Origin of the sequence: Rhizobium azibense, assembly GCF_004342325.1 — a bacterium.
In the GTDB taxonomy this organism is placed as follows: domain Bacteria; phylum Pseudomonadota; class Alphaproteobacteria; order Rhizobiales; family Rhizobiaceae; genus Rhizobium; species Rhizobium etli_B.
Window position 1 is genome coordinate 97,481 of the sequence record NZ_SMBJ01000012.1, and the last position, 21,068, is coordinate 118,548.

At 59.1% G+C, this 21,068-nt stretch carries 18 protein-coding genes; 3 read left to right on the plus strand and 15 right to left on the minus strand.

All coding sequences use genetic code 11. From position 1 onward, the window contains the following. Window positions 1-121 precede the first annotated feature (121 nt). Window positions 122-1,396: a phosphopyruvate hydratase gene (eno, locus tag EV130_RS26735; RefSeq protein WP_074061189.1), complete on the minus strand. Its 1,275-nt coding sequence runs from the start codon at window positions 1,394-1,396 to the stop codon at window positions 122-124. Window positions 1,397-1,811: 415 nt separating this feature from the next. Here eno and EV130_RS26740 point away from each other — a divergent pair, with 415 nt between their 5' ends. Further along, window positions 1,812-3,656 carry a methyl-accepting chemotaxis protein gene (locus tag EV130_RS26740; RefSeq protein WP_132662225.1) on the plus strand — a complete coding sequence of 615 codons (1,845 nt, stop codon included), beginning with the start codon at window positions 1,812-1,814 and terminating at the stop codon, window positions 3,654-3,656. 22 nt (window positions 3,657-3,678) lie between these two features. Here the strand turns inward: EV130_RS26740 and kdsA are convergent, their stop codons facing one another. Together kdsA and EV130_RS26750 are read right to left on the minus strand one after the other, a co-directional pair. Beyond that, window positions 3,679-4,524 carry a 3-deoxy-8-phosphooctulonate synthase gene (gene kdsA / locus EV130_RS26745; RefSeq protein WP_132662227.1) on the minus strand — a complete coding sequence of 282 codons (846 nt, stop codon included), beginning with the start codon at window positions 4,522-4,524 and terminating at the stop codon, window positions 3,679-3,681. Continuing rightward, complete coding sequence (locus EV130_RS26750; protein WP_074061187.1) at window positions 4,521-5,399, minus strand: VOC family protein; 879 nt, start codon at window positions 5,397-5,399, stop codon at window positions 4,521-4,523. The genes kdsA and EV130_RS26750 overlap by 4 nt, the downstream gene beginning before the upstream one ends. 206 nt (window positions 5,400-5,605) lie before the next feature. Between EV130_RS26750 and lexA the strand changes: the two genes are divergently transcribed. After that, entirely contained in the window at window positions 5,606-6,322 is a 717-nt protein-coding gene (gene lexA, locus EV130_RS26755) for a transcriptional repressor LexA (protein ID WP_132662229.1), read from the plus strand. 1,244 nt (window positions 6,323-7,566) lie between these two features. After that, on the plus strand, window positions 7,567-8,856 hold the full coding sequence (gene gltA, locus EV130_RS26760; protein WP_074061184.1) for a citrate synthase: 1,290 nt from the start codon (window positions 7,567-7,569) through the stop codon (window positions 8,854-8,856). 27 nt (window positions 8,857-8,883) lie between these two features. On the opposite strand, the gene lpxB is transcribed toward gltA, so the two are convergent. The 12 genes from lpxB to tsf form a co-directional block, all read right to left on the minus strand. Next, the gene (gene lpxB, locus EV130_RS26765; RefSeq protein WP_132552589.1) at window positions 8,884-10,047 is read right to left on the minus strand and encodes a lipid-A-disaccharide synthase; all 1,164 of its coding nucleotides are present in this window, start codon (window positions 10,045-10,047) and stop codon (window positions 8,884-8,886) included. After that, window positions 10,044-10,925 carry an LpxI family protein gene (locus EV130_RS26770; RefSeq protein WP_074061182.1) on the minus strand — a complete coding sequence of 294 codons (882 nt, stop codon included), beginning with the start codon at window positions 10,923-10,925 and terminating at the stop codon, window positions 10,044-10,046. The genes lpxB and EV130_RS26770 overlap by 4 nt, the downstream gene beginning before the upstream one ends. Before the next feature lie 2 nt (window positions 10,926-10,927). Beyond that, window positions 10,928-11,746: an acyl-ACP--UDP-N-acetylglucosamine O-acyltransferase gene (gene lpxA / locus EV130_RS26775; RefSeq protein WP_074061181.1), complete on the minus strand. Its 819-nt coding sequence runs from the start codon at window positions 11,744-11,746 to the stop codon at window positions 10,928-10,930. Further along, window positions 11,743-12,210 (minus strand): 3-hydroxyacyl-ACP dehydratase FabZ, encoded by a 468-nt coding sequence (gene fabZ, locus EV130_RS26780; protein WP_022715492.1) that lies wholly within the window; start codon window positions 12,208-12,210, stop codon window positions 11,743-11,745. Before fabZ ends, lpxA begins: the two co-directional genes overlap by 4 nt. Further along, complete coding sequence (gene lpxD / locus EV130_RS26785) at window positions 12,207-13,268, minus strand: UDP-3-O-(3-hydroxymyristoyl)glucosamine N-acyltransferase (protein WP_074063150.1); 1,062 nt, start codon at window positions 13,266-13,268, stop codon at window positions 12,207-12,209. The genes fabZ and lpxD overlap by 4 nt, the downstream gene beginning before the upstream one ends. A gap of 37 nt (window positions 13,269-13,305) precedes the next feature. Further along, a complete protein-coding gene (bamA, locus tag EV130_RS26790) occupies window positions 13,306-15,648 on the minus strand; it encodes an outer membrane protein assembly factor BamA (RefSeq protein ID WP_132552643.1) in 2,343 nt (780 codons plus the stop codon). Window positions 15,649-15,842: 194 nt separating this feature from the next. After that, the gene (rseP, locus tag EV130_RS26795) at window positions 15,843-16,976 is read right to left on the minus strand and encodes an RIP metalloprotease RseP (protein WP_074061180.1); all 1,134 of its coding nucleotides are present in this window, start codon (window positions 16,974-16,976) and stop codon (window positions 15,843-15,845) included. Between the two features lie 29 nt (window positions 16,977-17,005). Further along, window positions 17,006-17,842, minus strand: coding sequence for a phosphatidate cytidylyltransferase (locus tag EV130_RS26800; protein WP_074061179.1), 837 nt, complete (start codon window positions 17,840-17,842; stop codon window positions 17,006-17,008). Between the two features lie 3 nt (window positions 17,843-17,845). Next, window positions 17,846-18,589, minus strand: coding sequence for an isoprenyl transferase (locus EV130_RS26805; RefSeq protein WP_074061178.1), 744 nt, complete (start codon window positions 18,587-18,589; stop codon window positions 17,846-17,848). A 34-nt stretch (window positions 18,590-18,623) separates the two neighbouring features. Continuing rightward, window positions 18,624-19,184 (minus strand): ribosome recycling factor, encoded by a 561-nt coding sequence (gene frr, locus EV130_RS26810; RefSeq protein WP_074061177.1) that lies wholly within the window; start codon window positions 19,182-19,184, stop codon window positions 18,624-18,626. 54 nt (window positions 19,185-19,238) lie between these two features. Further along, window positions 19,239-19,961 carry a UMP kinase gene (pyrH, locus tag EV130_RS26815; protein ID WP_027509403.1) on the minus strand — a complete coding sequence of 241 codons (723 nt, stop codon included), beginning with the start codon at window positions 19,959-19,961 and terminating at the stop codon, window positions 19,239-19,241. A gap of 95 nt (window positions 19,962-20,056) precedes the next feature. Continuing rightward, a complete protein-coding gene (gene tsf / locus EV130_RS26820; protein ID WP_074061176.1) occupies window positions 20,057-20,983 on the minus strand; it encodes a translation elongation factor Ts in 927 nt (308 codons plus the stop codon). Between the last annotated feature and the right edge of the window lie 85 nt (window positions 20,984-21,068).

Here is a 21,068-nt window from a genome sequence, read left to right on the forward strand (position 1 = left end):
CGCATTACCTTTATGGGAGCTTACGCATGAGAGATTAACCGTCCGTTGACTGTGAAATCAGATCGACAAAAAACCCGCGCCGGTGAAGCGCGGATTTCAAGCATCTGATTTTTAAGGGCTTTCAGCCGCGGATAATCGAGCGTCCAGCGTAGCGAGCCTGCGGACCAAGGCCCTCCTCGATGCGGATCAGCTGGTTGTACTTCGCCAGACGATCGGAGCGCGACAGCGACCCGGTCTTGATCTGACCGCAATTGGTCGCGACGGCGAGATCGGCGATCGTAGAGTCTTCGGTCTCGCCCGAGCGGTGCGACATGACGGCGGTATAGGCTGCCTTGTGGGCGGTGTTGACGGCGTCGAGCGTTTCGGTCAGCGATCCGATCTGGTTGACCTTCACGAGGATCGAGTTGGCGACACCCATGCGGATACCGTCGCGCAGGCGCTCCGAGTTCGTGACGAAAAGATCGTCGCCCACCAACTGCACCGTCTTGCCTGCAAGATCAGTCAGGGCCTTCCAGCCGTCCCAGTCGTCTTCAGCCATGCCGTCTTCGATCGAGATGATCGGGTACTTGCCGGCGAGATCGGCGAGGTATTCAGCCATGGCGCCCGATTCAAGCGTGCGGCCCTCTCCTTCCAGCACATACTTGCCGTCCTTGAAGAATTCCGTCGAAGCGCAATCGAGACCGAGGTAGATGTCATCGCCCGGCTTGTAGCCGGCTTTCTCGATCGACTTCATGATGAAGTCGAGCGCTTCGGGCGCGCTCTTCAAGCCCGGTGCAAAGCCGCCCTCGTCGCCAACATTGGTGTTGTGCCCCTGGGCAGAGAGCTCCTTCTTGAGGACGTGGAAGACTTCCGAGCCCATGCGAACCGCTTCGCGGATCGAATCGGCGCCGACCGGCATGATCATGAATTCCTGGAAGTCGATTGGATTGTCGGCATGCGCGCCGCCGTTGATGATGTTCATCATCGGAACCGGCAGCAGATGCGCGCTGGCACCGCCAACATATCGATAGAGCGGCAGGCCGGCGGCCTGGGCGGCGGCCTTGGCGACGGCAAGCGATACGCCGAGGATGGCATTGGCGCCGAGGCGAGACTTGTTCGGCGTGCCGTCCAGTTCGATCATGATGTTGTCGATCTGGATCTGGTTCTCGGCATCGATGCCGCCGATCGAGTCGAAGATTTCCGTGTTGGCAGCCTCGACGGCCTTTTCAACACCCTTGCCGAGATAGCGCTTGCCGCCGTCGCGAACTTCGACGGCCTCATGCGCACCGGTCGAGGCGCCGGACGGCACCGCCGCACGGCCCATACTGCCGTCTTCGAGATAGACATCGACTTCAACGGTCGGATTGCCACGGCTGTCGAGAATCTCGCGGGCGATAATGTCGGTAATTGCAGTCATGATCTCTTCCTGCTCGGTGGGTGATAATTCGTTCGAAGCCTGTTTAATCGAAGGCACGCAAATTACAATGCCACACCGACGACACACGGCATGGCATGGCCTATCGCCCGAATATGTCAGGCTTTTGAAGAAGCCGTTCGCCACCTGATCGATCCCTGTCGGCCGCGGCTTTTGGGCCCCTCACACTTTCGATGCGGCTGTAAATTTATCGGTCGGTAACCAATCAATATTACAATTATACCCAGTGAGGAAATACTGCCCAGGTCTTTGGCAAGTAGTATTGCATGATGCGCTTCCTCGTGCGGTCCAAATCCGCCTGATTATACGAAACCTTCAGGGTTTCAGGTCACTGGCAAATTCCAGAACAATTCAAACGAACAGCATCTGTTTTCTGTTTCAATTCAGGGGGCGCAGGATGAAACTCAATATTGCACGCAGCCTTGCTATATTCGCGATGGTCGTCGCCGCGGGATTGATCGCTTCCATCGGCATACAGAACTACGCCTTCAACAAGCTGCGGGTAAACGGCGAGATGTACAAGCAAATCATCTATGGCAAAGATCTCGTCGCCGATATTCTGCCGCCGCCCCTCTACCTCGTTGAATCTTACATGCTCGCGCTCGAAGCGGTGCAGCGCCCCGACGTTGCCAGGAAGAACGTCGAGCGAATCGGAAATGTCTTAAAGCCCGCCTACGAGGACCGCCGCAAATATTGGCTGGCGACCGCCCTCAGCTCGGAACTTAAGCAGAAGCTCCTTAGCGATGTCCTTGTCAAAGGCGACGTGTTCTGGAAGGTGATTGAGGACGAACTTGCGCCCGCCATCGTCAAGAATGACTCCGCAGTCATTCCGGCGTCCTTCGAAAGGCTTGCGACGAATTTTCATATCCATGAAAACGCCGTCAACGAACTAGTCGATATGGCGAACACTTTCCTGGCATCCGCTGAAGGGGACGCCGCCGAACAGACACGCATCCTTTCGGCACTCACGCTCGCAGCTGCCGCAGTCTCGCTTTGCCTGCTTCTTGGCGGCCTTTACGTCTTTCGCCGCCGCGCCATCGTGCCGCTCTCGGCAATGAGCGACTATATGGCGATCCTTGCGGGCGGCGACTACTCGAAGGATGTGCCCTTCAGCCGCCGGGCCGACGAGATCGGGGAGATGGCACGCGCCGTCACCGTCTTCCGCCAATCCGCCGAAGAGCGGAACAATATCCGTGCTCGCCAGGATGCCGAGCGTCAGGCCCAACTGCAGCGCGATGCGGCGCTTGCCGCTGCCAAGGCAGACGAGGAAGCCGTCCGCGAGGGCGTCATCGCCGGCCTGAGCCGCGGTCTGGAACGCCTCTCGCGCGGCGATCTCACGGTCCAGCTTAGCGAGCCTTTCGACGCAACCTACGAAAAGCTGCGCGAGCAGTTCAATTCGAGCGTTCGCACGCTTTCCGAAGCGATGAAGGAAATCTCGAGCGTGACGAATGTAGTGAGGACCGCCTCCGGCGAAATCGCGTCGAGCACAGACGATCTGGCCCGGCGAACCGAGCATCAAGCCGCCTCGCTGGAGCAGGCGGCCTCGGCGCTCGACCAGATCACGGTCACCGTCAAGAACTCGTCGGAACGCGCCAATGAAGCGAACGTGATGATGACGGCGACGAAGGAAAGCGCCAGCTACTCGGCAACCGTCGTGCACGAGGCGGTCGCTGCGATGGAGAAGATCGAGACATCGTCCGCGCAGATCGGCGAGATCATCAACGTTATCGACGAAATCGCCTTCCAGACCAACCTGCTCGCGCTCAATGCCGGCGTGGAAGCCGCCCGCGCGGGCGAGGCCGGAAAAGGTTTTGCGGTCGTTGCGCAGGAAGTGCGTGACCTTGCTGGCCGCTCCGCCAATCTCGCAAAGGAAATCAAGCAGTTGATCGAGACGTCCTCCAGCCAGGTTTCGGCCGGCGTCGCCTTGGTCAGCCGCACCGGTGAAGCGCTCAGCAATATCGATCGGCAGGTTCTGAAGGTCACCGCGCTAATCGAGTCGATCGTGCGTTCCTCTGGCGAACAAACGACCGCTCTCCTGGAAATCAACGCCGCCGTCAATACTATGGACAGCGTCACGCAGCAGAACGCGGCGATGGTTGAACAGACAAGTGCCGCCTGCCGCGAGCTCGGTGACGAGGCGATACACCTCAATCACCTGCTGGCCCGTTTCCTTCTCGAGGACGCAACGGCGTCCGCTCCAACGCGGCCGTACCCAAGCGAAAGGATGGCGCTCGCCCGTTGACTGCGGGCAGCTTCGGCCAGTATCACGTCGCCTTGGCGACGGCGTCGAGAGCCAGCAGCTTTTCCAGAAGCCGAGGCATGTCGTTCAAATACACCATGTTGGGGCCGTCGCAGGGGGCATTGTCCGGGTCCTCGTGGGTCTCGATGAAGACACCTGCAACGCCGACTGCAACGGCTGCCCGCGCCAGCGTCTCGACGAACTGCCGCTGCCCACCCGATGTCGTGCCCTGGCCGCCGGGCTGCTGTACGGAATGTGTCGCATCGAAAATGACCGGAGCTCCCATTGCCGCCATGATCGGCAGCGCGCGCATGTCGGAGACCAACGTGTTGTAACCGAAGGATGCGCCACGCTCACAAAGCAGAACGTTCGGGTTGCCGCTCTGATTCAGCTTGGCAAGAACATTGTTCATGTCCCAGGGAGCGAGAAACTGGCCCTTCTTGACGTTGATGACACGGCCGGTCTTCGCAGCCGCCACAAGCAAGTCCGTCTGACGCGAGAGGAAGGCCGGGATCTGCAGAATGTCCACGACCTCGGCGACCAGCGCGCATTGCTCTTGCGAATGGATATCTGTCAGAACCGGAATGCCGAGTTCCTTCTTGAGGTCGGCGAAGACTTCCAAGCCCTTCTCCAGCCCGATGCCGCGTTTGCTCGACAGCGATGAGCGGTTCGCCTTGTCGAAGGAGGTCTTGTAGACGAGCCCGACGCCGAGCTTGCCGCAAAGCTCCTTGAGCGTGCCTGCGACCATGAAGGCATGGTCGCGGCTCTCCATTTCGCATGCCCCTGCGATCAGCGACAGCTTGCCACTGTTGGAAAATACCACGCGGCCGGCACCTTCGCCGACTGCGACTTCTGAATTCGTATTGCTCATCGGGTCTCCTCGAAGGCGAAGATCGCACCTTGGCCGGGCGCAGGCTTCACCAGAACTCTGTTGTTCTTGCGTGTATAGGGCATCCCGTTATCAGCCAAAAGCGCTTCTGTCACGGCAAGATCGGTGGTGCGGAAAACGATAGCGCTGCCTCTCAGCCCCTTATCCACGGTTAACGGCGCCGAATCGAAATAAGCCTCCATCCCTTCCGGCGACAGCACACTGATCCTGGCATTCGCTGCTGCGATCGCAACCCCGAACGGGGTCCGCCCGATTTCCGTCGTAGACAGGGCCAACTGAAGGAACGAGCCGTAGGCTTCAGGCTCGGGGGCGCTTAGCACGATCTCCGAGATGCCGGTTGCACCATTCGCATGCTTTTCCAGCGCACTGCGATCGGCCGGAAAGGCATTGATGCGCTGGCAGTCAAAGAGGAAGAAATCCGGCGCCCGAAGATCGGCGGCAAAGGCAAGCTTGAAAGTGCCTGTCGATTGCGAGCCGTCCGGCATCTTGATCTGGCGCGAAAACTCCAGCATCGCGCCGCCGCTCTTTCTCGCACGCACGAAATGGGCATGATCGGCGTCCGCGTCCTCGGTGCTGAATGCTGCCGCAGAGAAACCGTCATTGCCGCACCGGAAACGAAATGCCTGGTCGCGCGCCACAAAGACGTTTCCGTGCCGCACTGATTCTTCACATTCTTTCGCATTCGCGACGCCAAGAGGCTCGAGATAGGTCTTGTCGGCGAAGTAAACGCAAGCATTCACCGTGCCGAAAGGATGACGGCCCTCGGCGGCAACCGTGAACCCCAATCGTCCCAGCCGCTCGCGCGCGAGATCGATGTTGGTGACCGGTAGAACAACATGATCCAACGGATGCAGCATGGCATAAGGTCTCCGTTTCCCTGTGATGAAGATGTGTGCCGCTCTGTGGTCAATGCAAGCTGAAAGCGCTTGCCCGGCAAACAAAAGTTTCGGAAAAAGAACGCAGTTGAGACGAAGTTTTACGAAAATTTAGGCACTTGCGGAACACATATGGAACATATAGTGTCTGTTCTGGCTTTGTTTCACGAATCTGAGGTTAAACTTCGATGCTGACACGCAAACAACAGGAGCTTCTCCTCTTCATTCATGAGCGTATGAAGGAATCCGGCGTTCCGCCATCCTTCGACGAGATGAAGGATGCGCTGGATCTGGCGTCAAAGTCCGGCATCCACCGACTGATTACCGCTCTCGAAGAGCGCGGTTTCATTCGTCGCCTACCGAACCGCGCCCGCGCCCTGGAAGTGATCAAACTACCGGAAGCCTATAGTCCGAGCATCCAGCCCCGCCGCGGCTTTTCGCCGAGCGTCATCCAGGGCAGCCTCGGCAAGCCGCAACCTGCGGCCGTTGCGCCGAAACCGGCGAACGAAGACCATAACAGCTCCATTTCGGTTCCCGTCATGGGCCGCATTGCCGCAGGCGTGCCGATCTCGGCGATCCAGAACAACACCCACGACATCAACGTTCCGGCCGATATGCTCAGTACCGGCGAACACTACGCACTTGAGGTCAAGGGCGATTCGATGATCGATGCTGGTATCTTCGATGGCGACACGGTCATCATCCGCAATACCAGCACCGCCAGTCCCGGCGACATTGTCGTGGCACTTGTCGATGACGAGGAAGCGACGTTGAAGCGGTTCCGCCGCAAGGGTGCATCCATCGCGCTTGAGGCGGCGAATCCGGCCTACGAGACGCGCATCTTCGGACCCGATCGCGTCAAGGTTCAGGGTAAGCTCGTCGGCCTAATCCGCCGCTACCATTGACCGGCAGCGCGTAGTCGCGAAAGGCGTCGCCGCGTCTCGTGGTGGCGGGTCCAGGGCGATCGCGCTTCGCCAAGGCGTTGTCCAAAGGGCGGTTCGACGGCACGGGTTTTCCGTAAGGTTTTTCACCCGCAAGAAGGATTGCGCCGGATCAGCAGGCGCTGTTCCGCGCACGCGGGATCCATGCGCGGTTTTTCTGGCCTGGAAGCGGCGATCGGTTCGCGGCGGCTCGGAGGTTTCGCTGCATCTTCGGTCAGTGCCCATGGCCATGCTCAGTGTTTTGACCTGAGCGACCGCGGCCGTGAGCACTGCGTGCTGGCTGCAGGGATATGCAAGCCTTCGCTGCAGCGCTGGTGACCGGACCAGCGCCGGCGATCTTAAGAAGCGCTCCACCAACCTGGTCTTGCTCCATATGATCGCTATTTCCGAGCTCAACGTGGTTGTTTGTCGGATTGTGGCTCGGCCTCAGCCTTTTCCGCGCGTGCCCTGAGCTTATCCGACTAAAAAGACAGCGGCCGCAGGCGCGCTTACCGCCATTGTGACAATCTCCTTCATCATTATCATGCCTGCATGATCATACCTGCATGCGTGATTGCCAGCCTGCCCATGCCCTGCCTTGGGAGGGTTTCGCACCTGTGATCGCGATAGCAAGGACCGTATCTTATTGGAGCGACGATGCCGCAGCGGACAGGCTGCGTGGGTCACACCTGCCGGCTGCATGTATCGGCTACTTCTTGAAGCCGTAAGCGCCTCCTTGGTCGCCAATTACCGCCCCCCCGAGGGACCTCGCAATGCCGCCACAATGGCTGATCGGTGGCGCTATTGGCAGGCGAGAGCCCTGTGTTTGCCGAAGGCTTCTCCCGTATACCAAAAGCGCAAAGAGCAGGATGGCACTACATGCCGGCTATATTTTGCGAAAGCCGATTTTGCAGCTCGCTCGTTTTCAACTCAAGGCATGCACCAAGGGCTCGCCACCCTGGAATACAACCTAAATGCAGCCCTGCGGGCGTCTCAACAGCAATAATCGATTGAAAAAAGACCGAAAAATCGGATTACAAAAAGCCGAATTAAATCATTGGCTTCCGCTATGCGCCTCCGACATCGCAGGAGTGTCTAAAAGTTGATACTGCAATGCACAAAATGGCGCCACGGTAACTTGGCATTGGCGCCGTGATCATATAGCTATCGGAGAGGACGCTTAACCCTATGGCGCTTTTATGGCGCCGCCGCCAGTTTGGAGGATCAGCATGACGGATCAAAGCGCAACAATCAAAATCGGCGACAGAACCGCCAATCTTTCCGTGAAAAGCGGAACGATCGGTCCTGATGTCATCGATATTGGTGCACTCTATAAAAACACCGGTTCCTTCACGTACGATCCTGGTTTCACCTCGACCGCTTCCTGTGAATCGAAGATCACCTATATCGACGGCGATGAAGGCATCCTGCTGCATCGCGGCTACCCGATCGAGCAGCTTGCCGAACATGGCGACTTCCTGGAAGTCTGCTATCTGTTGCTTTACGGCGAATTGCCGACGGCTGCTCAGAAGAAGGATTTCGACTACCGCGTCACGCATCACACCATGGTGCACGAGCAGATGTCTCGCTTCTTCACCGGCTTCCGTCGCGACGCCCATCCGATGGCCGTCATGTGCGGCTGTGTCGGCGCTCTGTCTGCATTCTACCACGACTCGACAGACATCACCGATCCGCACCAGCGCATGGTTGCAAGCTTGCGCATGATCGCCAAGATGCCGACTATCGCGGCCATGGCCTACAAATACTATATCGGCCAGCCTTTCGTTTATCCGAAGAACGATCTCGACTACGCCTCGAACTTCCTGCGGATGTGCTTCGCCGTTCCGTGCGAGGAATATGTCGTGAACCCGGTCCTCTCGCGGGCCATGGACCGTATCTTCATCCTGCACGCCGATCACGAGCAGAACGCCTCGACCTCCACAGTTCGTCTCGCCGGCTCTTCGGGCGCTAACCCGTTCGCCTGCATCGCGGCCGGCATTGCCTGCCTCTGGGGCCCGGCTCATGGCGGTGCCAACGAGGCGGCGCTCAACATGCTTTCGGAAATCGGCTCGGTCGAGCGCATTCCGGAATATATTGCCCGCGCCAAGGACAAGAATGACCCGTTCCGCCTGATGGGCTTCGGTCACCGCGTATACAAGAACTACGATCCGCGCGCCAAGATCATGCAGAAGACGACGCATGAGGTTCTCGCCGAACTCGGCCACAAGGACGATCCGCTTCTCGAAGTTGCGATGGAGCTGGAACGCATTGCTCTGACCGACGAATACTTCATCGAAAAGAAGCTCTACCCCAACATCGACTTCTATTCCGGCATCACGCTGAAGGCGCTGGGCTTCCCCACGACGATGTTCACGGTCCTCTTTGCGCTGGCCCGCACGGTCGGCTGGATCGCCCAGTGGAACGAAATGATCGAGGATCCGCAGCAGCGCATCGGCCGTCCGCGCCAGCTCTATATCGGCGAACCGCTGCGCGACTACGTTCCGGTTTCAAAGCGCTAAGCCGCTCTCGCCCGGAAAGAAACCCGGTCAGAGACGGCCGGGTTTTTTCTTGTCCAGAATGTCGAGAATGATATCCGCCGCTTTCTCGCCAGGCGGCCTTTCCGTCTGCATGCGGTTCCAGACAAGTTCGAAACCTTCGAGCATTGCGCGCCGCTGGAGCGTGTCGCTGGAAAGGCGCTCCATCCAGCGCGCTAGGCTTGCACCACGAACGACCTCGTTGATATATTCTGGGACGACGGCATAGTCGGCGATCAGGTTCGGGATTGCGCCGGTCCACGTCTTGATGCGCCGCGTCATCATCGTGATAATCCAGTCTGTCTTATAGACTGAGACCGTCGGCACGCCTGTAAGCGCAAGCTCGAGAATGACGGTCCCCGAAGCAGCCATTGCCGCATCGGCCTGCGCGAAAGCCCGCCATTTCTGTTCATTGCCCGTCAGGATCTCGGGTTTCGTTTCCCAGTCCTTCACCAGGTCGCGAACCATTGATTCCCTGCGGCTCACGGTCGGCATGAGAAACCGCATTGTGCCGCCGCGGGCGACGAGCTCGTTGACGGCATCGCGAAAATAGGGAAGCAGTTTTGTGATCTCCGACGGGCGCGAGCCTGGGAGCAGCATGATCGTTTTCCTGCCCTCCGCGTCGGTCTTGAGCTTTTCTGACCTGCCATGCCTGGCGGCAATCAAATCCGCATCCGCCGTCAGCCGGTGGCCGACATAAGTCGTCTGCGGTCCGCCGAGTTGCTCCATCACCGCGGGCTCGAACGGCAGAACGGCCAGGACATGATCGACATAGCCGAGCATCTGCTGGGCGCGGTATTCCTTCCACGCCCAAACGCTGGGACAGACGTAATTGACGACCGGCAGTCCTGGCAGGGCTTGGCGGACGCGTTTGGCAACGCGATGAGTGAAATCCGGGCTGTCGATGACGACCAGAATATCGGGCTTTGCCGCAATGATTGCAGCCGTCGTCTGCCTGATGCGGGCGACGAGCTTCGGCAATTTTTTGAGCACCTGCGTGATGCCCATGATCGAAAGCTCGGAAAAATCGAAGAGCGATTTCAGCCCCTGTGCCTCGAGCGCGTCGCCGCCGACGCCGACAAGTTCAATGCCGGCATGCCTCCGTTTCAGTGCATCCACGAGATCGGCTCCGAGAAGATCTCCGGAAACCTCGCCTGCCACGATCGCGATCTTCATCGCAGCCCCCAAGACGGCAGGCCGCGATCGAGCCCGCAGACAAAGAGCCCGGCTTCGTCGGCTGCCTTCATAACAGCCTGGCGGTCCAGCACGAGAGCACGTCCCGCCTCGATTGCGATTCCTGCCAAGCCCGCCGCCTTGGCATTCATCACCGTGGATAGGCCGATCGATGGAAGATCGGCGCGGACATCCTGCTGCGGCTTGCAGAGCTTGACCAGCACGCCACGGCGGCGCGGCGATATACGCCCGGCGGCACGCAGCGATGCGACGCGCTCAAGCATGCCGTCGGTCCCTTCCGCGCCTTCGAGCGCCACGATGCGCCCGCCGACGGAGACTGCCCCTTGCCCGATATCGAGAGCACCCAGCGCTTCGGCGGCGGCTGCCCCCTTCAGTATATCGATCTTGTCCTCATTACCCGGCGACATAGCGCCGATCGGCCCGACAGCCGCCAGCAGGTCGGGGGCAATATCCTGCGCGCCGACGACGCGCCGTCCGTCATCCTCAATGAGCTTGATGACCATCTGCAACACCGTATTGTCACCGCCCGAAAGCAGCGTACGCACCACACCCGGCATCTTTGCGACCGTCCGCCAGGTCGGTCGCACTTCGCGCCATTCGGGGCGGCGGCGAACGCCGCCGGACATGACGACGCGAGTGATGTTGTTGCGCTTGAAAATTTCTGCCAGCGCCGACAAATCACCGACACCTATGACTGCATGGTCGTAGCCCTCCCATGACCGGTCGAGCTCGCCCTTCAGTGAAATGACGAATGGATCCTCGCCAGCTGCCCGTGCCGCCTCGGCGACATAAGACGGCAGAAGACCGTTTCCCGCAATGATCGCCAGACGGCCTTTGTCGGTATCACCGGCGGGAGACAAGGTCAGCCTTTCTGCCCTCGCGTCGGCGACGACAACGCGCGGTCGCTTTCTGCGGCAATGAAATCAAGGATTTGCATCACCGGCTCGCAATCGGCATATTCGTTGCGGATTGCTGCCGCGTTGTCACGGATCGAGCCTGATCCTTCAAAAATCGCCTTGTAAGCGCGCCGCACCGTATGAATGACAGCGCGATCAATCCCGGCGCGCGTCATGCCGACAACGTTGAGACCACCCAGCAATCCAGGATTTCCATTGAGCATCCCGTACGGAATGACATCGTAGCTCACAGCAGAAAGGCCGCCGACGAAGGCTTGGCGGCCGACCCGCGTAAACTGATGCACGGCCGATCCGCCGCCGAGAATGACGCGATCCTCGATCGTCACATGCCCCGCGAGCATGACATTGTTGGACATGATGACGTGATTGCCGACACGGCAGTCATGGGCGACATGGGAATTGGCGAGAAACAGGTTGTTGTCGCCGACGATTGTCTTGCCGCCGAAATCGGCGGTGCCGGTATTCATCGTCACGCCTTCGCGGATCGTGCAGTTCTCGCCCACCGTCAGCGTCGTCTCCTCGCCGCCATGGTGCACGCTCTGGGGGTCGCCGCCGATGACCGCCATGGGGAAAATCCGGGTGCCTTTGCCGATCTCGGTTCTGCCGGTGACCACGACATGCGCCAGCAGTTCGGCATTGTCATGGAGAACAACCTTCGGGCCGACATGGCAAAACGGACCGACGGTCACGCCTTCGCCGATGACCGCGCCGTCCTCGACAACGGCCATGGCATGGATGCGGGCGCTCCCTGCTATCGTGCTCATGCCTCGTCCTTACGAAGAATCATCGCGCCGATATCGGCTTCCGCAGCCAATGCGCCGTCGACCTTGGCGTCGCAATGGAACTTCCAGATATTGCCGCGCTGCTTCTGCTTCTTCACATGAAATTCGACCCTATCGCCGGGGATGACAGGCTTGCGAAAACGTGCGTTGTCGATGGTCATGAAGTAGACGAGGTTACCGCTCGTTCCATCCTTGCGCGCGCAGATCGCACCCGCCGTCTGCGCCATACCTTCGATCAGCAGCACACCCGGCATGATCGGCGACTCGGGAAAGTGACCGGTGAAATGAGGCTCGTTGGCAGTGACGTTCTTGATGCCGATCGCGGAATCATCGCCATCGATCTCAATAATTCGATCGACCAGCAAGAACGGATAACGATGCGGCAGAAGTTTCATGATCTCCATGATATCTGCCGAAGCAAGCGTCTCCTTGACCCCTTCAGTCATTCTTGATCTCCCGTTTTATGAGCCCGAGCGTTCGCGCGCGCCATGATCTCGGCCGACTCTCGAAGAAAATCCTTTACCGGACGTGCCGGAATGCCGCCATAACGCTCGCCGGCAGGAATGCTCTGAATGACGCCGCTCTTTGCCGCGATCTGTACGCCATCGCCGATCGTAATATGGCCATTAATACCTGTCTGGCCGCCGATCTGCACACCGTTTCCAATAACCGCACTGCCGGCGATGCCGACCTGAGAAACGATCGCGCAATGACGCCCAATCCTGACGTTGTGGCCTATCTGTACCTGGTTGTCGATCTTTGTACCCTCGCCGACGACCGTGTCGTCCATCGTGCCGCGATCGATTGTCGTGTTCGCGCCGATCTCGACGTTGTCCTGGATGATGACCCGGCCGATCTGAACGATCTTGACCATGCCTCTGGAGCCTGGCGCATAGCCAAAGCCATCCTGGCCAATACGCACACCGTTGTGGACGATCACGCCATTGCCCAAGAGCGCGCATATCACGCTGGCACCGCCGGCAATCGTGCAATCGCGACCAATCTTGACACCCGGACCGATAAGCGCGCCGGCGCCGATCCGTGTTCCCTGACCGATTTCCGCATTCGCGCCGATGATAGCCAAAGGTTCGACGATCACGCCCGGTTCCAGCCGCGCTGTCGGATCGACAACCGCTGTCGCCGCGATCTCTGCCGGCGAAGACATTGTTGCCAGCGGCCTTAGTGCAGCCGGATGGAGATATCCGCCTGCCATCGCAAACGCGGCATGGGGATTCTTCGCCAAGAGAACGGGAATATGAGGAGGTACCGCCGATCTTATCGCGGGCTCGCAAAGAACTGCCGACGCCTGACAGGTCTCAAGCTCCGCACGGCTCCTGCGTGAAATGATGTAGCAAAGATCACCCGCCTTCGCACGGCTGACCGGTGACACCGAGCGGATGAGGATGTCGCCATTTACGGGATCGGCAAGTTCCGCCCCGAGATACTGCGCCAACTCGGAAAGTTTGACGCCGTCGCGGGGCGGAAAGAAATTGTTCTGCTCCACCGGCAAAGCTCCAGTTTTCGATTCTGGATTGCCGATATCAGAATTGGTTGTTGATGCCAAACTTGAAGTACTGCGTTTGGTCGTAATCTTCCTTCACGACCGGAATCGCGTAGTCGACGCGCAGCGCGCCGAATGGCGACTGCCAGACAAGGCCGATACCGACGGACGCACGAAGCTCCGCGCTATCGCCTCTCACGAATTCCGGCGAACTCACGTCAACATCATTTCCGAACAATGTACCCGCATCAGCAAAGACCGCGCCACGAAGGCCAAAGTCCCGCGGGAAGCCGGGCATCGGGAAGGTTGCCTCCGCCGAGACGGTAAAATAAGTCGTTCCTCCGAGTGGATCATCCGGCCCGCCGCCAACGCGAGGGCCGATACCCTTGTTCTCGAAGCCGCGGATGTCGTTGTTGCCCAATGTGAACTGGTCGAAGATGTTCAGGTCTTTGCCGAGACCGACAACGTGGCCCGCGCCTGCCGCAACAGACCCGATGATATCGGCATCGTCAGCAAGCAGATGATAGTAACGCGCCTTCCCGTAGATCTTGTAGAACTGAGAGTCGCCTCCCAAGCCGGCAATTTCCTGCGTCAAGGTCGCATATATACCCTCGCGCGGGAGCGTCATGTCATCGAGCGTGTTATAGGTCAACGTATTGGAAATCGATGAACGGATCCATGGTCCATCATTCACGAGATCCTGATAGGGTGTCGAAAGATCGGACAGATCGCTGCCGTCGGCATCGTACTCCATCCGCTTGAAGTTGTAGCGGAACGTCGTCGCGAGATCCTCGGTGATCGGCGCCGTCGCGCGAAGCACGACGCTATCTTCCGTGTAGTCGTAATTGTCGTTGCTCGAGGTTTCGCTGTGATTGAGGTCGAAACCGGTCGCAAGGCGATAACCGAGGAAGTAGGGCTCGGTGAAGCTCAAACCATAACTCTGCGAGCCTTCGACACCGCCACCGGCAGAAACCCTGATATACTGGCCACGACCCAGGAAGTTCTTTTCTTCGATGGACGCTTCCAGGATCAGACCGTCGCCGCCTGCCGCGTAACCGGCACCGATCCCGAACGAACCCGTCGACTGATCCTGAACATCGACGATGACAACGACGCGGTCAGGCGAGCTGCCCGGCGCGGTCGAGATGTTCACCGACGAGAAGAAGCCAAGCGCTTCGAGGCGGCGCTTCGCCTTGGTGACCATCTGTTGATTGAAGGCGTCGCCTTCGCTCATGTCGAACTCGCGGCGGATGACGTAGTCGCGCGTGCGGCTGTTGCCGCGGATCTCGATGCGCTCGATGTAGGCACGCTCGCCCTGATCGACGAGATACTCGACACCGATCGTATTGTTGCCGAGGTCGCGGTTACCGCGCGGCGTCACGCGGGCGAACGGATAGCCCGCCGAAGCAACCTGATCCGAAATGGCCTCCATGGACCTCTGGACGTCCTTGGCGCTATAGACTTCGCCTTCACGCGTCTCCACCAGGCCTTGAAGCTGCTCGCCGGTTACGCCTTCGACGGTCGACTGCACGGTTACCGGACCGAAGTCGTAACGTGGACCTTCCTCGATATTGAATGTCAGCGTGTACTTGTTCGTGGATTCATCAAAAACAGCATCTGACGAGATGATCTTGAAGTCGGCATAGCCGCGATTGAAATAGAACTGGCGCAGCGCCTCTTCGTCGGCATGCAGGCGATCTTCACTGTACACGTCCTTGCGGGTCAGGAACGAGAGGAAGTTCGAGCGCTTGGTGCTGATGACGGCAGCCAGACGATTGGTGCTGTAGGCATTGTTGCCTACGAAATTGATGGCTGCGATCTTCGTGCGGTCGCCTTCATCGATGACGAAAGCAAGATTGACGCGGCCCTCGCCTAGCGGAACGACTTGCGTCGTGACCTGCACTTCGCTGCGGCCCGTTGCCGCGTAGGCTTCCTTGATCGCCGCGATATCTGCCTGGATCAGCGCATCGTTGTAGGGACCGGAGGCGTGCGTCTGTACAACCGAGGCCAGTTTGTCATCCTTGACCTTGCGATTGCCGTTGAAAACGACCTGATTGACGAGCTGCGCTTCCTCGACCGTCACGACCAGCGTGCTGCCGGAGACGGAGATTTTGACATCGGAGAAATATCCGGTGCCGTAGAGCTGCTTTACGGAGTCATCGATGTCGGTATTGGAGAAGTTACGGCCTGGGGCGATTGTGAGATTCGACCGGACTGCCTCGGCGCCGACGCGGCTCGCTCCACGCACATCGATCCGCTGAATAACTGCTGCTTCAGCGGCCGTCACAGAGACGATTGTAATTGCGCCTGCGCCCGAAGCAACGATACCTGCAGACAGCGCAACCGCCGATACTGCGTTCAAAAATCTTGAACCAGCCTTCATTTCACCCATTACCTTTTTTCTCGTCCCCGTCGCCAGGCGAACCCGATTCCGGCACGTGTGTCGTTTTACCCGCTTTTGCCCTACAAGCAAGGCAGCAAGTTAATTTCTGTTTACTTCATTTCGAAGCGTGACCCATTCGCCACTACAGCTTTGAAACATCGTAAATAAACGGTAATTTCCCCTCACCCGGCGCATTAACCTATCAACGCGCTGATGTCATTCCAGGTCGCAAAAACCATCAGTGAAAGGACCATAGCCAGACCAATACGAAATGCAATTTCCTGGGCCGACGCCCCCAAGGGTTTTCCCCTCACCGCCTCAATCGCATAGAACATCAAATGCCCGCCATCAAGTACCGGAACAGGCATCAAATTCAGTAATCCGATGGAAACGGACAACACCGCGGCAAGCTGAAGCAGGGCTGCAACACCGAGCGTTGCCATCTGGCCGGACGCCTGGGCCACACGGATCGGCCCGCCGAGCTGATCGGGCTTCATGTAGCCCGCGAAAAGATTGCCGATATATTTGAAAGTCCCGGTGACGATATGCCAGGTTTGAACGCAGCCTTCCTCCAGGGCTGCAAGCGGCGTATATGTCTGCACGCGGAAATGGCCGACCTCCTGGTTCGTCACGATGCCGATCAGGCCGATCTCCATCTTGTTGCCGAACTGGTCCGTCATGTCGGTGCGCTTCGGCACCATCGGCAGATCCATCTTCTCGCCGTTCCGCTCGATGGTAACGACGATCCTTTGTTCCGGGCGAACGCTTACATAGCGGCGCACATCGTCGAACGTATCGACTTTCCCGCCGTCGATGGCTATCAGCAGGTCACCGGGCAGGATTCCTGCTTCGGCGGCAGCGCTCTCCGGCTTCACTTCGGCGACGACCGGATCGGCGATCGAGCGGCCGTAGATCGAGAACAGAACCGCAAAGATTATGATCGCAAGCAGAAAGTTGGCGATGGGACCTGCCGCCACCGTCGCTGCCCGCTTCCAGAGCTTCGCGCCGGCAAATGAGCGCGCCCTATCTGCTTCCGACATCGATTCGAGCTTATCCATGTCCGGCTTGCTCGAAGCATCCTCGTCGCCGAAGAAGCGTACATAGCCACCAAGCGGGATCGCCGAAATCTTCCAGCGCGTTCCATGCCGATCGGTAAAGCCCGCAAGTTCTGGTCCAAAGCCGACAGAAAAAGCGAGCACGCGGATGCCGCTCCAGCGGCCGACCAGATAGTGGCCCATCTCGTGCACGAAAACGAGCAACGAGAGGACCAGAACGAACGGGATGATATAGCCCGTCAGAAAGCCGAATATACCGGTCATGCCTTCCATAAATCCTTCCGCTGCGCCCAGCGCAGATATCATAACCCGAACAAAGCGGCGCCCAGTGGCGCCATGCCGTCACCCTTTATCAGGGAAAATAATGTCGCGAGCAAGAAGGCTGCAAAACAAGCGAATATCAGCCCGTCGACGCGATCCATCACCCCACCGTGTCCCGGAATGAGATGGCTGGAATCCTTCACGCCGAAGCGCCGCTTGATGAAGGATTCGAAGAGATCGCCTGCCTGGCTGCAGACGGAAAGAATGAAGGCGACGGCCGCCGCCATCAGCCAGTCAGCCTCGGGAATGAGGAAATAGGCGATCACACTGCCCGCAACCACAGCCGAAACTGCGCCGCCCAAAGCACCAGATTGGGTCTTTCCCGGCGAGATCTTCGGTGCGAGCTTTGGTCCACCGACTGCTCGGCCGACGAAATAGGCAAGGATATCGGTTGCCCAGACCACTGCGAAGACAAAAAGCATGGCTTGCAGCCCTGCAGCATCCCCGCCCCGGATTTCGGCAAGCGCGATGCCGGTCAACCCGGCATAGACGATGCCTGCCGGAAACCAGCGGCTGGCGCTCTGCGCCGCCACGAAGCCGATAGCAATCGCAAGAAAGAAGACAAGCAGGCTCAATGCAAAATCGAAGCGTCCAAGCAGGATTGCCGCCGCGATGGCCACCTGCCCCACCCAGCCTGCAGCGTTTGCGACGGGCTGTTCGGTTTGCAGCCGCGTGATCGTCGACCACTCATAGTAGATAAGCAGGCCAATCACGACCGAGAGCAGGCGGAAGGCAAAGCCGCCGTACCAGGTCGCCGCGAGCGCGATGATCGCCAGAACAACGCCGGAGATAATGCGGAGTTTCAGTTCCTGCTGCATCCCTCAGGTGCCTACTGCCGCGGCCTGCGGCGACAGGCCGCCGAATCGGCGGTCGCGTGCCGCGAACTTCTCGAGCGCGGCATAAAAGAGCTCGCGGCCGAAATCCGGCCAGAATTCCGGCACGAAGACGAACTCGGAATAAGCGGCCTGCCATAAAAGGAAGTTCGAAAGGCGCTCCTCGCCGCTGGTGCGAATGATAAGATCGGGATCGGGAATGCCGGCCGTATCCAGCCTAGCATTGATGAGCTCGGGTGTGATCTCCTGCACTCGCAACCGCCCGGCCTCGACATCCTGGGCGATGCTCGCCATGGCTCTGGCAATTTCGTCGCGCGAGCCGTAGTTGAAGGCGATGACCAGCGTCAACGCGGTATTGTCCCGCGTCGTCTCCTCGGCTTCGAGCAGGAGGTTGAGGATATCACTGCGAAGACTATGCCGGTCGCCGATGATCCTGATGCGCACATTTTGCGCATGCAGTTCGGCGAGGTCGCGCCGGATGAAGGCCTTGAGCAATCCCATGAGGTCCGAGACCTCCGCTTCCGGCCGGCGCCAGTTCTCCGAAGAAAAGGCAAAGAGCGTGAGGTACTTGATGCCGGCATCGCCTGCGGCGCGCACGGTCTCGCGAACAGCTTCCACACCTTTGCGGTGACCCATTGCGCGCGGCAGCCCTCGCTGCTTTGCCCAACGGCCGTTGCCATCCATGATGATGGCAACATGTTCTGGCATACTCAAGAATACTGGTTCCGACATTTCCCGTCCGGTCTCCAGGGGCGCAGGCAAAGCCCTAGACCTGCATGATTTCCTTTTCCTTGTCGGCAAGCAAGCGATCGATTTCGGAAATCATCTCATCCGTCATCTTCTGCACACGATCTGATTGCGCCCGGCTTTCGTCCTGGCTTATGACGCCGTCCTTTTCGGCTTTCTTAAGGCCGTCCATGCCATCGCGGCGCACATGGCGGATCGCAACCTTGCTTTTTTCGGCGTAGTCATGCGCGACCTTCACCAGCGACTTGCGACGCTCTTCGTTGAGTTCCGGCAACGGAATGCGCAGGTTCTGGCCATCGACGATCGGGTTCAGTCCGAGATTCGACTCGCGGATCGCACGTTCCGTGGCGCTCACCATCGACTTATCCCACACAGACACCGAAAGCATGCGCGGCTCAGGCACAGTGATGTTGGCGACCTGATTGAGCGGCACGCGCGAACCATAGGCTTCAACCGTCACCGGGTCCAGGATGTTGGCCGAGGCGCGGCCGGTACGCAGCGATGCGATATCGTGTTTGAATGCGGAAATGGCGCCGTCCATACGGCGCTTCAGTTCCTTGATGTCTGTAGCTTCAGTCATGCTCAATACTCCTGTCAGTCGAAGAAGCGCAGCCCTCGCAGCGCTGTCTCTCAATCAGTTGTCCGATACGATGGTCTTGAGGCCACCGCCCGTCAAGATTTCAGCAAAACCGCCTTTCTCGTGGATCGAGAAGACGATGATCGGAATGGAATTTTCGCGTGCGAGGGCGACAGCCGCGACGTCCATCACGGCAAGCCCCTTGTCGAGTACTTCCTGGTGCGTCAGCCGGTCGAAACGCGTCGCAAACGGATCCTTCTTCGGGTCGGCGGAATAGATTCCGTCCACCTGGGTGCCCTTGAAGATCGCCTCGGCGCCCATTTCGGCGGCCCGAAGCGCTGCGGCAGAATCGGTTGTAAAAAACGGATTGCCGGTGCCGCCGGCGAAGATGACCACACGGCCCATCGACAGATGGTAGAGCGTCGCGCGCTGCGAGAAGCTCTCGCAAAGCTCCGGCATGGAGATGGCCGAAAGCACGACCGTATCGATGTTCAGCTTGCGCAACGACGTCGCAAGCGCCAGCGCGTTGATCACCGTACCGAGCATGCCCATGTGGTCGCCCGTCACACGGTCGCCTCCCTTGGAGGCGACGGCCACGCCGCGGAAGATATTGCCGCCGCCGACGACGACACCGACTTCGACGCCCATCTGACGGGCTTCGGCGATATCCGATGCGATGCGGTCGGCTACCGCAACGTCGATACCGAATCCCTGGCTGCCCATGAGTGCTTCGCCGGAAGCCTTCAGTAGAACGCGTTTATAGACAGGCTCTGACGACATCTTGGCTCCTCGTATGTTGGCATGATTGCCGGATACACGAAGGGCACCGCGTTGTCACGCGATGCCCTGCCGTTTTCACATTATATGAGGTTATATCAGCCCTTGGCGGCAGCTGCGACTTCGGCCGCGAAGTCGGTTTCTTCCTTCTCGACGCCTTCGCCGAGCAGCAGGCGCGCCATGCCGGTGATCTCGATCGGCGCACCCACGGTCTTTTCAGCTTCCTTGAGTGCGGCACCGACGGTCAGGTCCGGATTGATGACGAAAGCCTGGGAAACCAGCGCGACTTCTTCGAAGAACTTGCGCATGCGGCCTTCAACCATCTTTTCGATGATGTTGTCCGGCTTGCCGGAAGCACGCGACTGCTCGATGAAGACGTTGCGTTCGCGCTCGGCGACAGCGGCGTCGACTTCTTCGGGACGGATGGCGAGCGGCGAGGTCGCAGCGATATGCATGGCGATCTGGCGGCCGATGGCGTTCAGCGCCTCCTTGTTGCCCGTCGACTTCAACGCAACCAGAACGCCCAGCTTGCCGAGGCCGTCGGAAACGGCGTTGTGGATGTAGGTGGCCACGACGCCGTCCTCGACAGAGAGCGCAACCGAGCGGCGCAGGTTCATGTTTTCGCCGATGGTGGCGATCGCGTCCTTGATCGTGTCAGCAACGGACTTGCCCGAAGCCGGATAGGTCGCAGCAGCAACGGCCTCGACAGAACCGTTGGTCGAAACGGCAACCTTCGCAATGCCCCGGACGATATCCTGGAAGGCGTCGTTACGGGCAACGAAGTCGGTTTCGGAGTTGACTTCGACCACGACGGCCTTGGTGCCTTCGCTAGCAACACCGACGAGACCTTCGGCGGCAGTGCGGCCCGACTTCTTGTCAGCCTTGGCGATGCCCTTGGCGCGCAGCCAGTCGATCGCCGCTTCCATGTCGCCATTGGTTTCAGCTAGAGCCTTCTTGCAGTCCATCATGCCTGCGCCGGTCTTTTCGCGCAGTTCCTTCACCATTGCAGCCGTAATCTCGGTCATAAGCTTCCTCTTGTCGGTTTACGGTGTCCGCAAAATGATCTGCGCCACCGGATTGAGGCACGAAATGTACCTTTATGTATGACAG

Bases quoted from the DNA above. Each gene is read 5' to 3' on its own strand.
- eno (WP_074061189.1), bottom strand. From the start codon at position 1,396: ATGACTGCAATTACCGACATTATCGCCCGCGAGATTCTCGACAGCCGT.
- bamA (WP_132552643.1), bottom strand. From the start codon at position 15,648: ATGAAGGCTGGTTCAAGATTTTTGAACGCAGTATCGGCGGTTGCGCTG.
- EV130_RS26740 (WP_132662225.1), top strand. From the start codon at position 1,812: ATGAAACTCAATATTGCACGCAGCCTTGCTATATTCGCGATGGTCGTC.
- tsf (WP_074061176.1), bottom strand. From the start codon at position 20,983: ATGACCGAGATTACGGCTGCAATGGTGAAGGAACTGCGCGAAAAGACC.
- lpxA (WP_074061181.1), bottom strand. From the start codon at position 11,746: ATGAGCACGATAGCAGGGAGCGCCCGCATCCATGCCATGGCCGTTGTC.
- lexA (WP_132662229.1), top strand. From the start codon at position 5,606: ATGCTGACACGCAAACAACAGGAGCTTCTCCTCTTCATTCATGAGCGT.
- fabZ (WP_022715492.1), bottom strand. From the start codon at position 12,210: ATGACTGAAGGGGTCAAGGAGACGCTTGCTTCGGCAGATATCATGGAG.
- kdsA (WP_132662227.1), bottom strand. From the start codon at position 4,524: ATGAGCAATACGAATTCAGAAGTCGCAGTCGGCGAAGGTGCCGGCCGC.
- EV130_RS26750 (WP_074061187.1), bottom strand. From the start codon at position 5,399: ATGCTGCATCCGTTGGATCATGTTGTTCTACCGGTCACCAACATCGAT.
- pyrH (WP_027509403.1), bottom strand. From the start codon at position 19,961: ATGTCGTCAGAGCCTGTCTATAAACGCGTTCTACTGAAGGCTTCCGGC.
- gltA (WP_074061184.1), top strand. From the start codon at position 7,567: ATGACGGATCAAAGCGCAACAATCAAAATCGGCGACAGAACCGCCAAT.
- EV130_RS26805 (WP_074061178.1), bottom strand. From the start codon at position 18,589: ATGTCGGAACCAGTATTCTTGAGTATGCCAGAACATGTTGCCATCATC.
- EV130_RS26800 (WP_074061179.1), bottom strand. From the start codon at position 17,842: ATGCAGCAGGAACTGAAACTCCGCATTATCTCCGGCGTTGTTCTGGCG.
- frr (WP_074061177.1), bottom strand. From the start codon at position 19,184: ATGACTGAAGCTACAGACATCAAGGAACTGAAGCGCCGTATGGACGGC.
- lpxB (WP_132552589.1), bottom strand. From the start codon at position 10,047: ATGAAGATCGCGATCGTGGCAGGCGAGGTTTCCGGAGATCTTCTCGGA.
- rseP (WP_074061180.1), bottom strand. From the start codon at position 16,976: ATGGAAGGCATGACCGGTATATTCGGCTTTCTGACGGGCTATATCATC.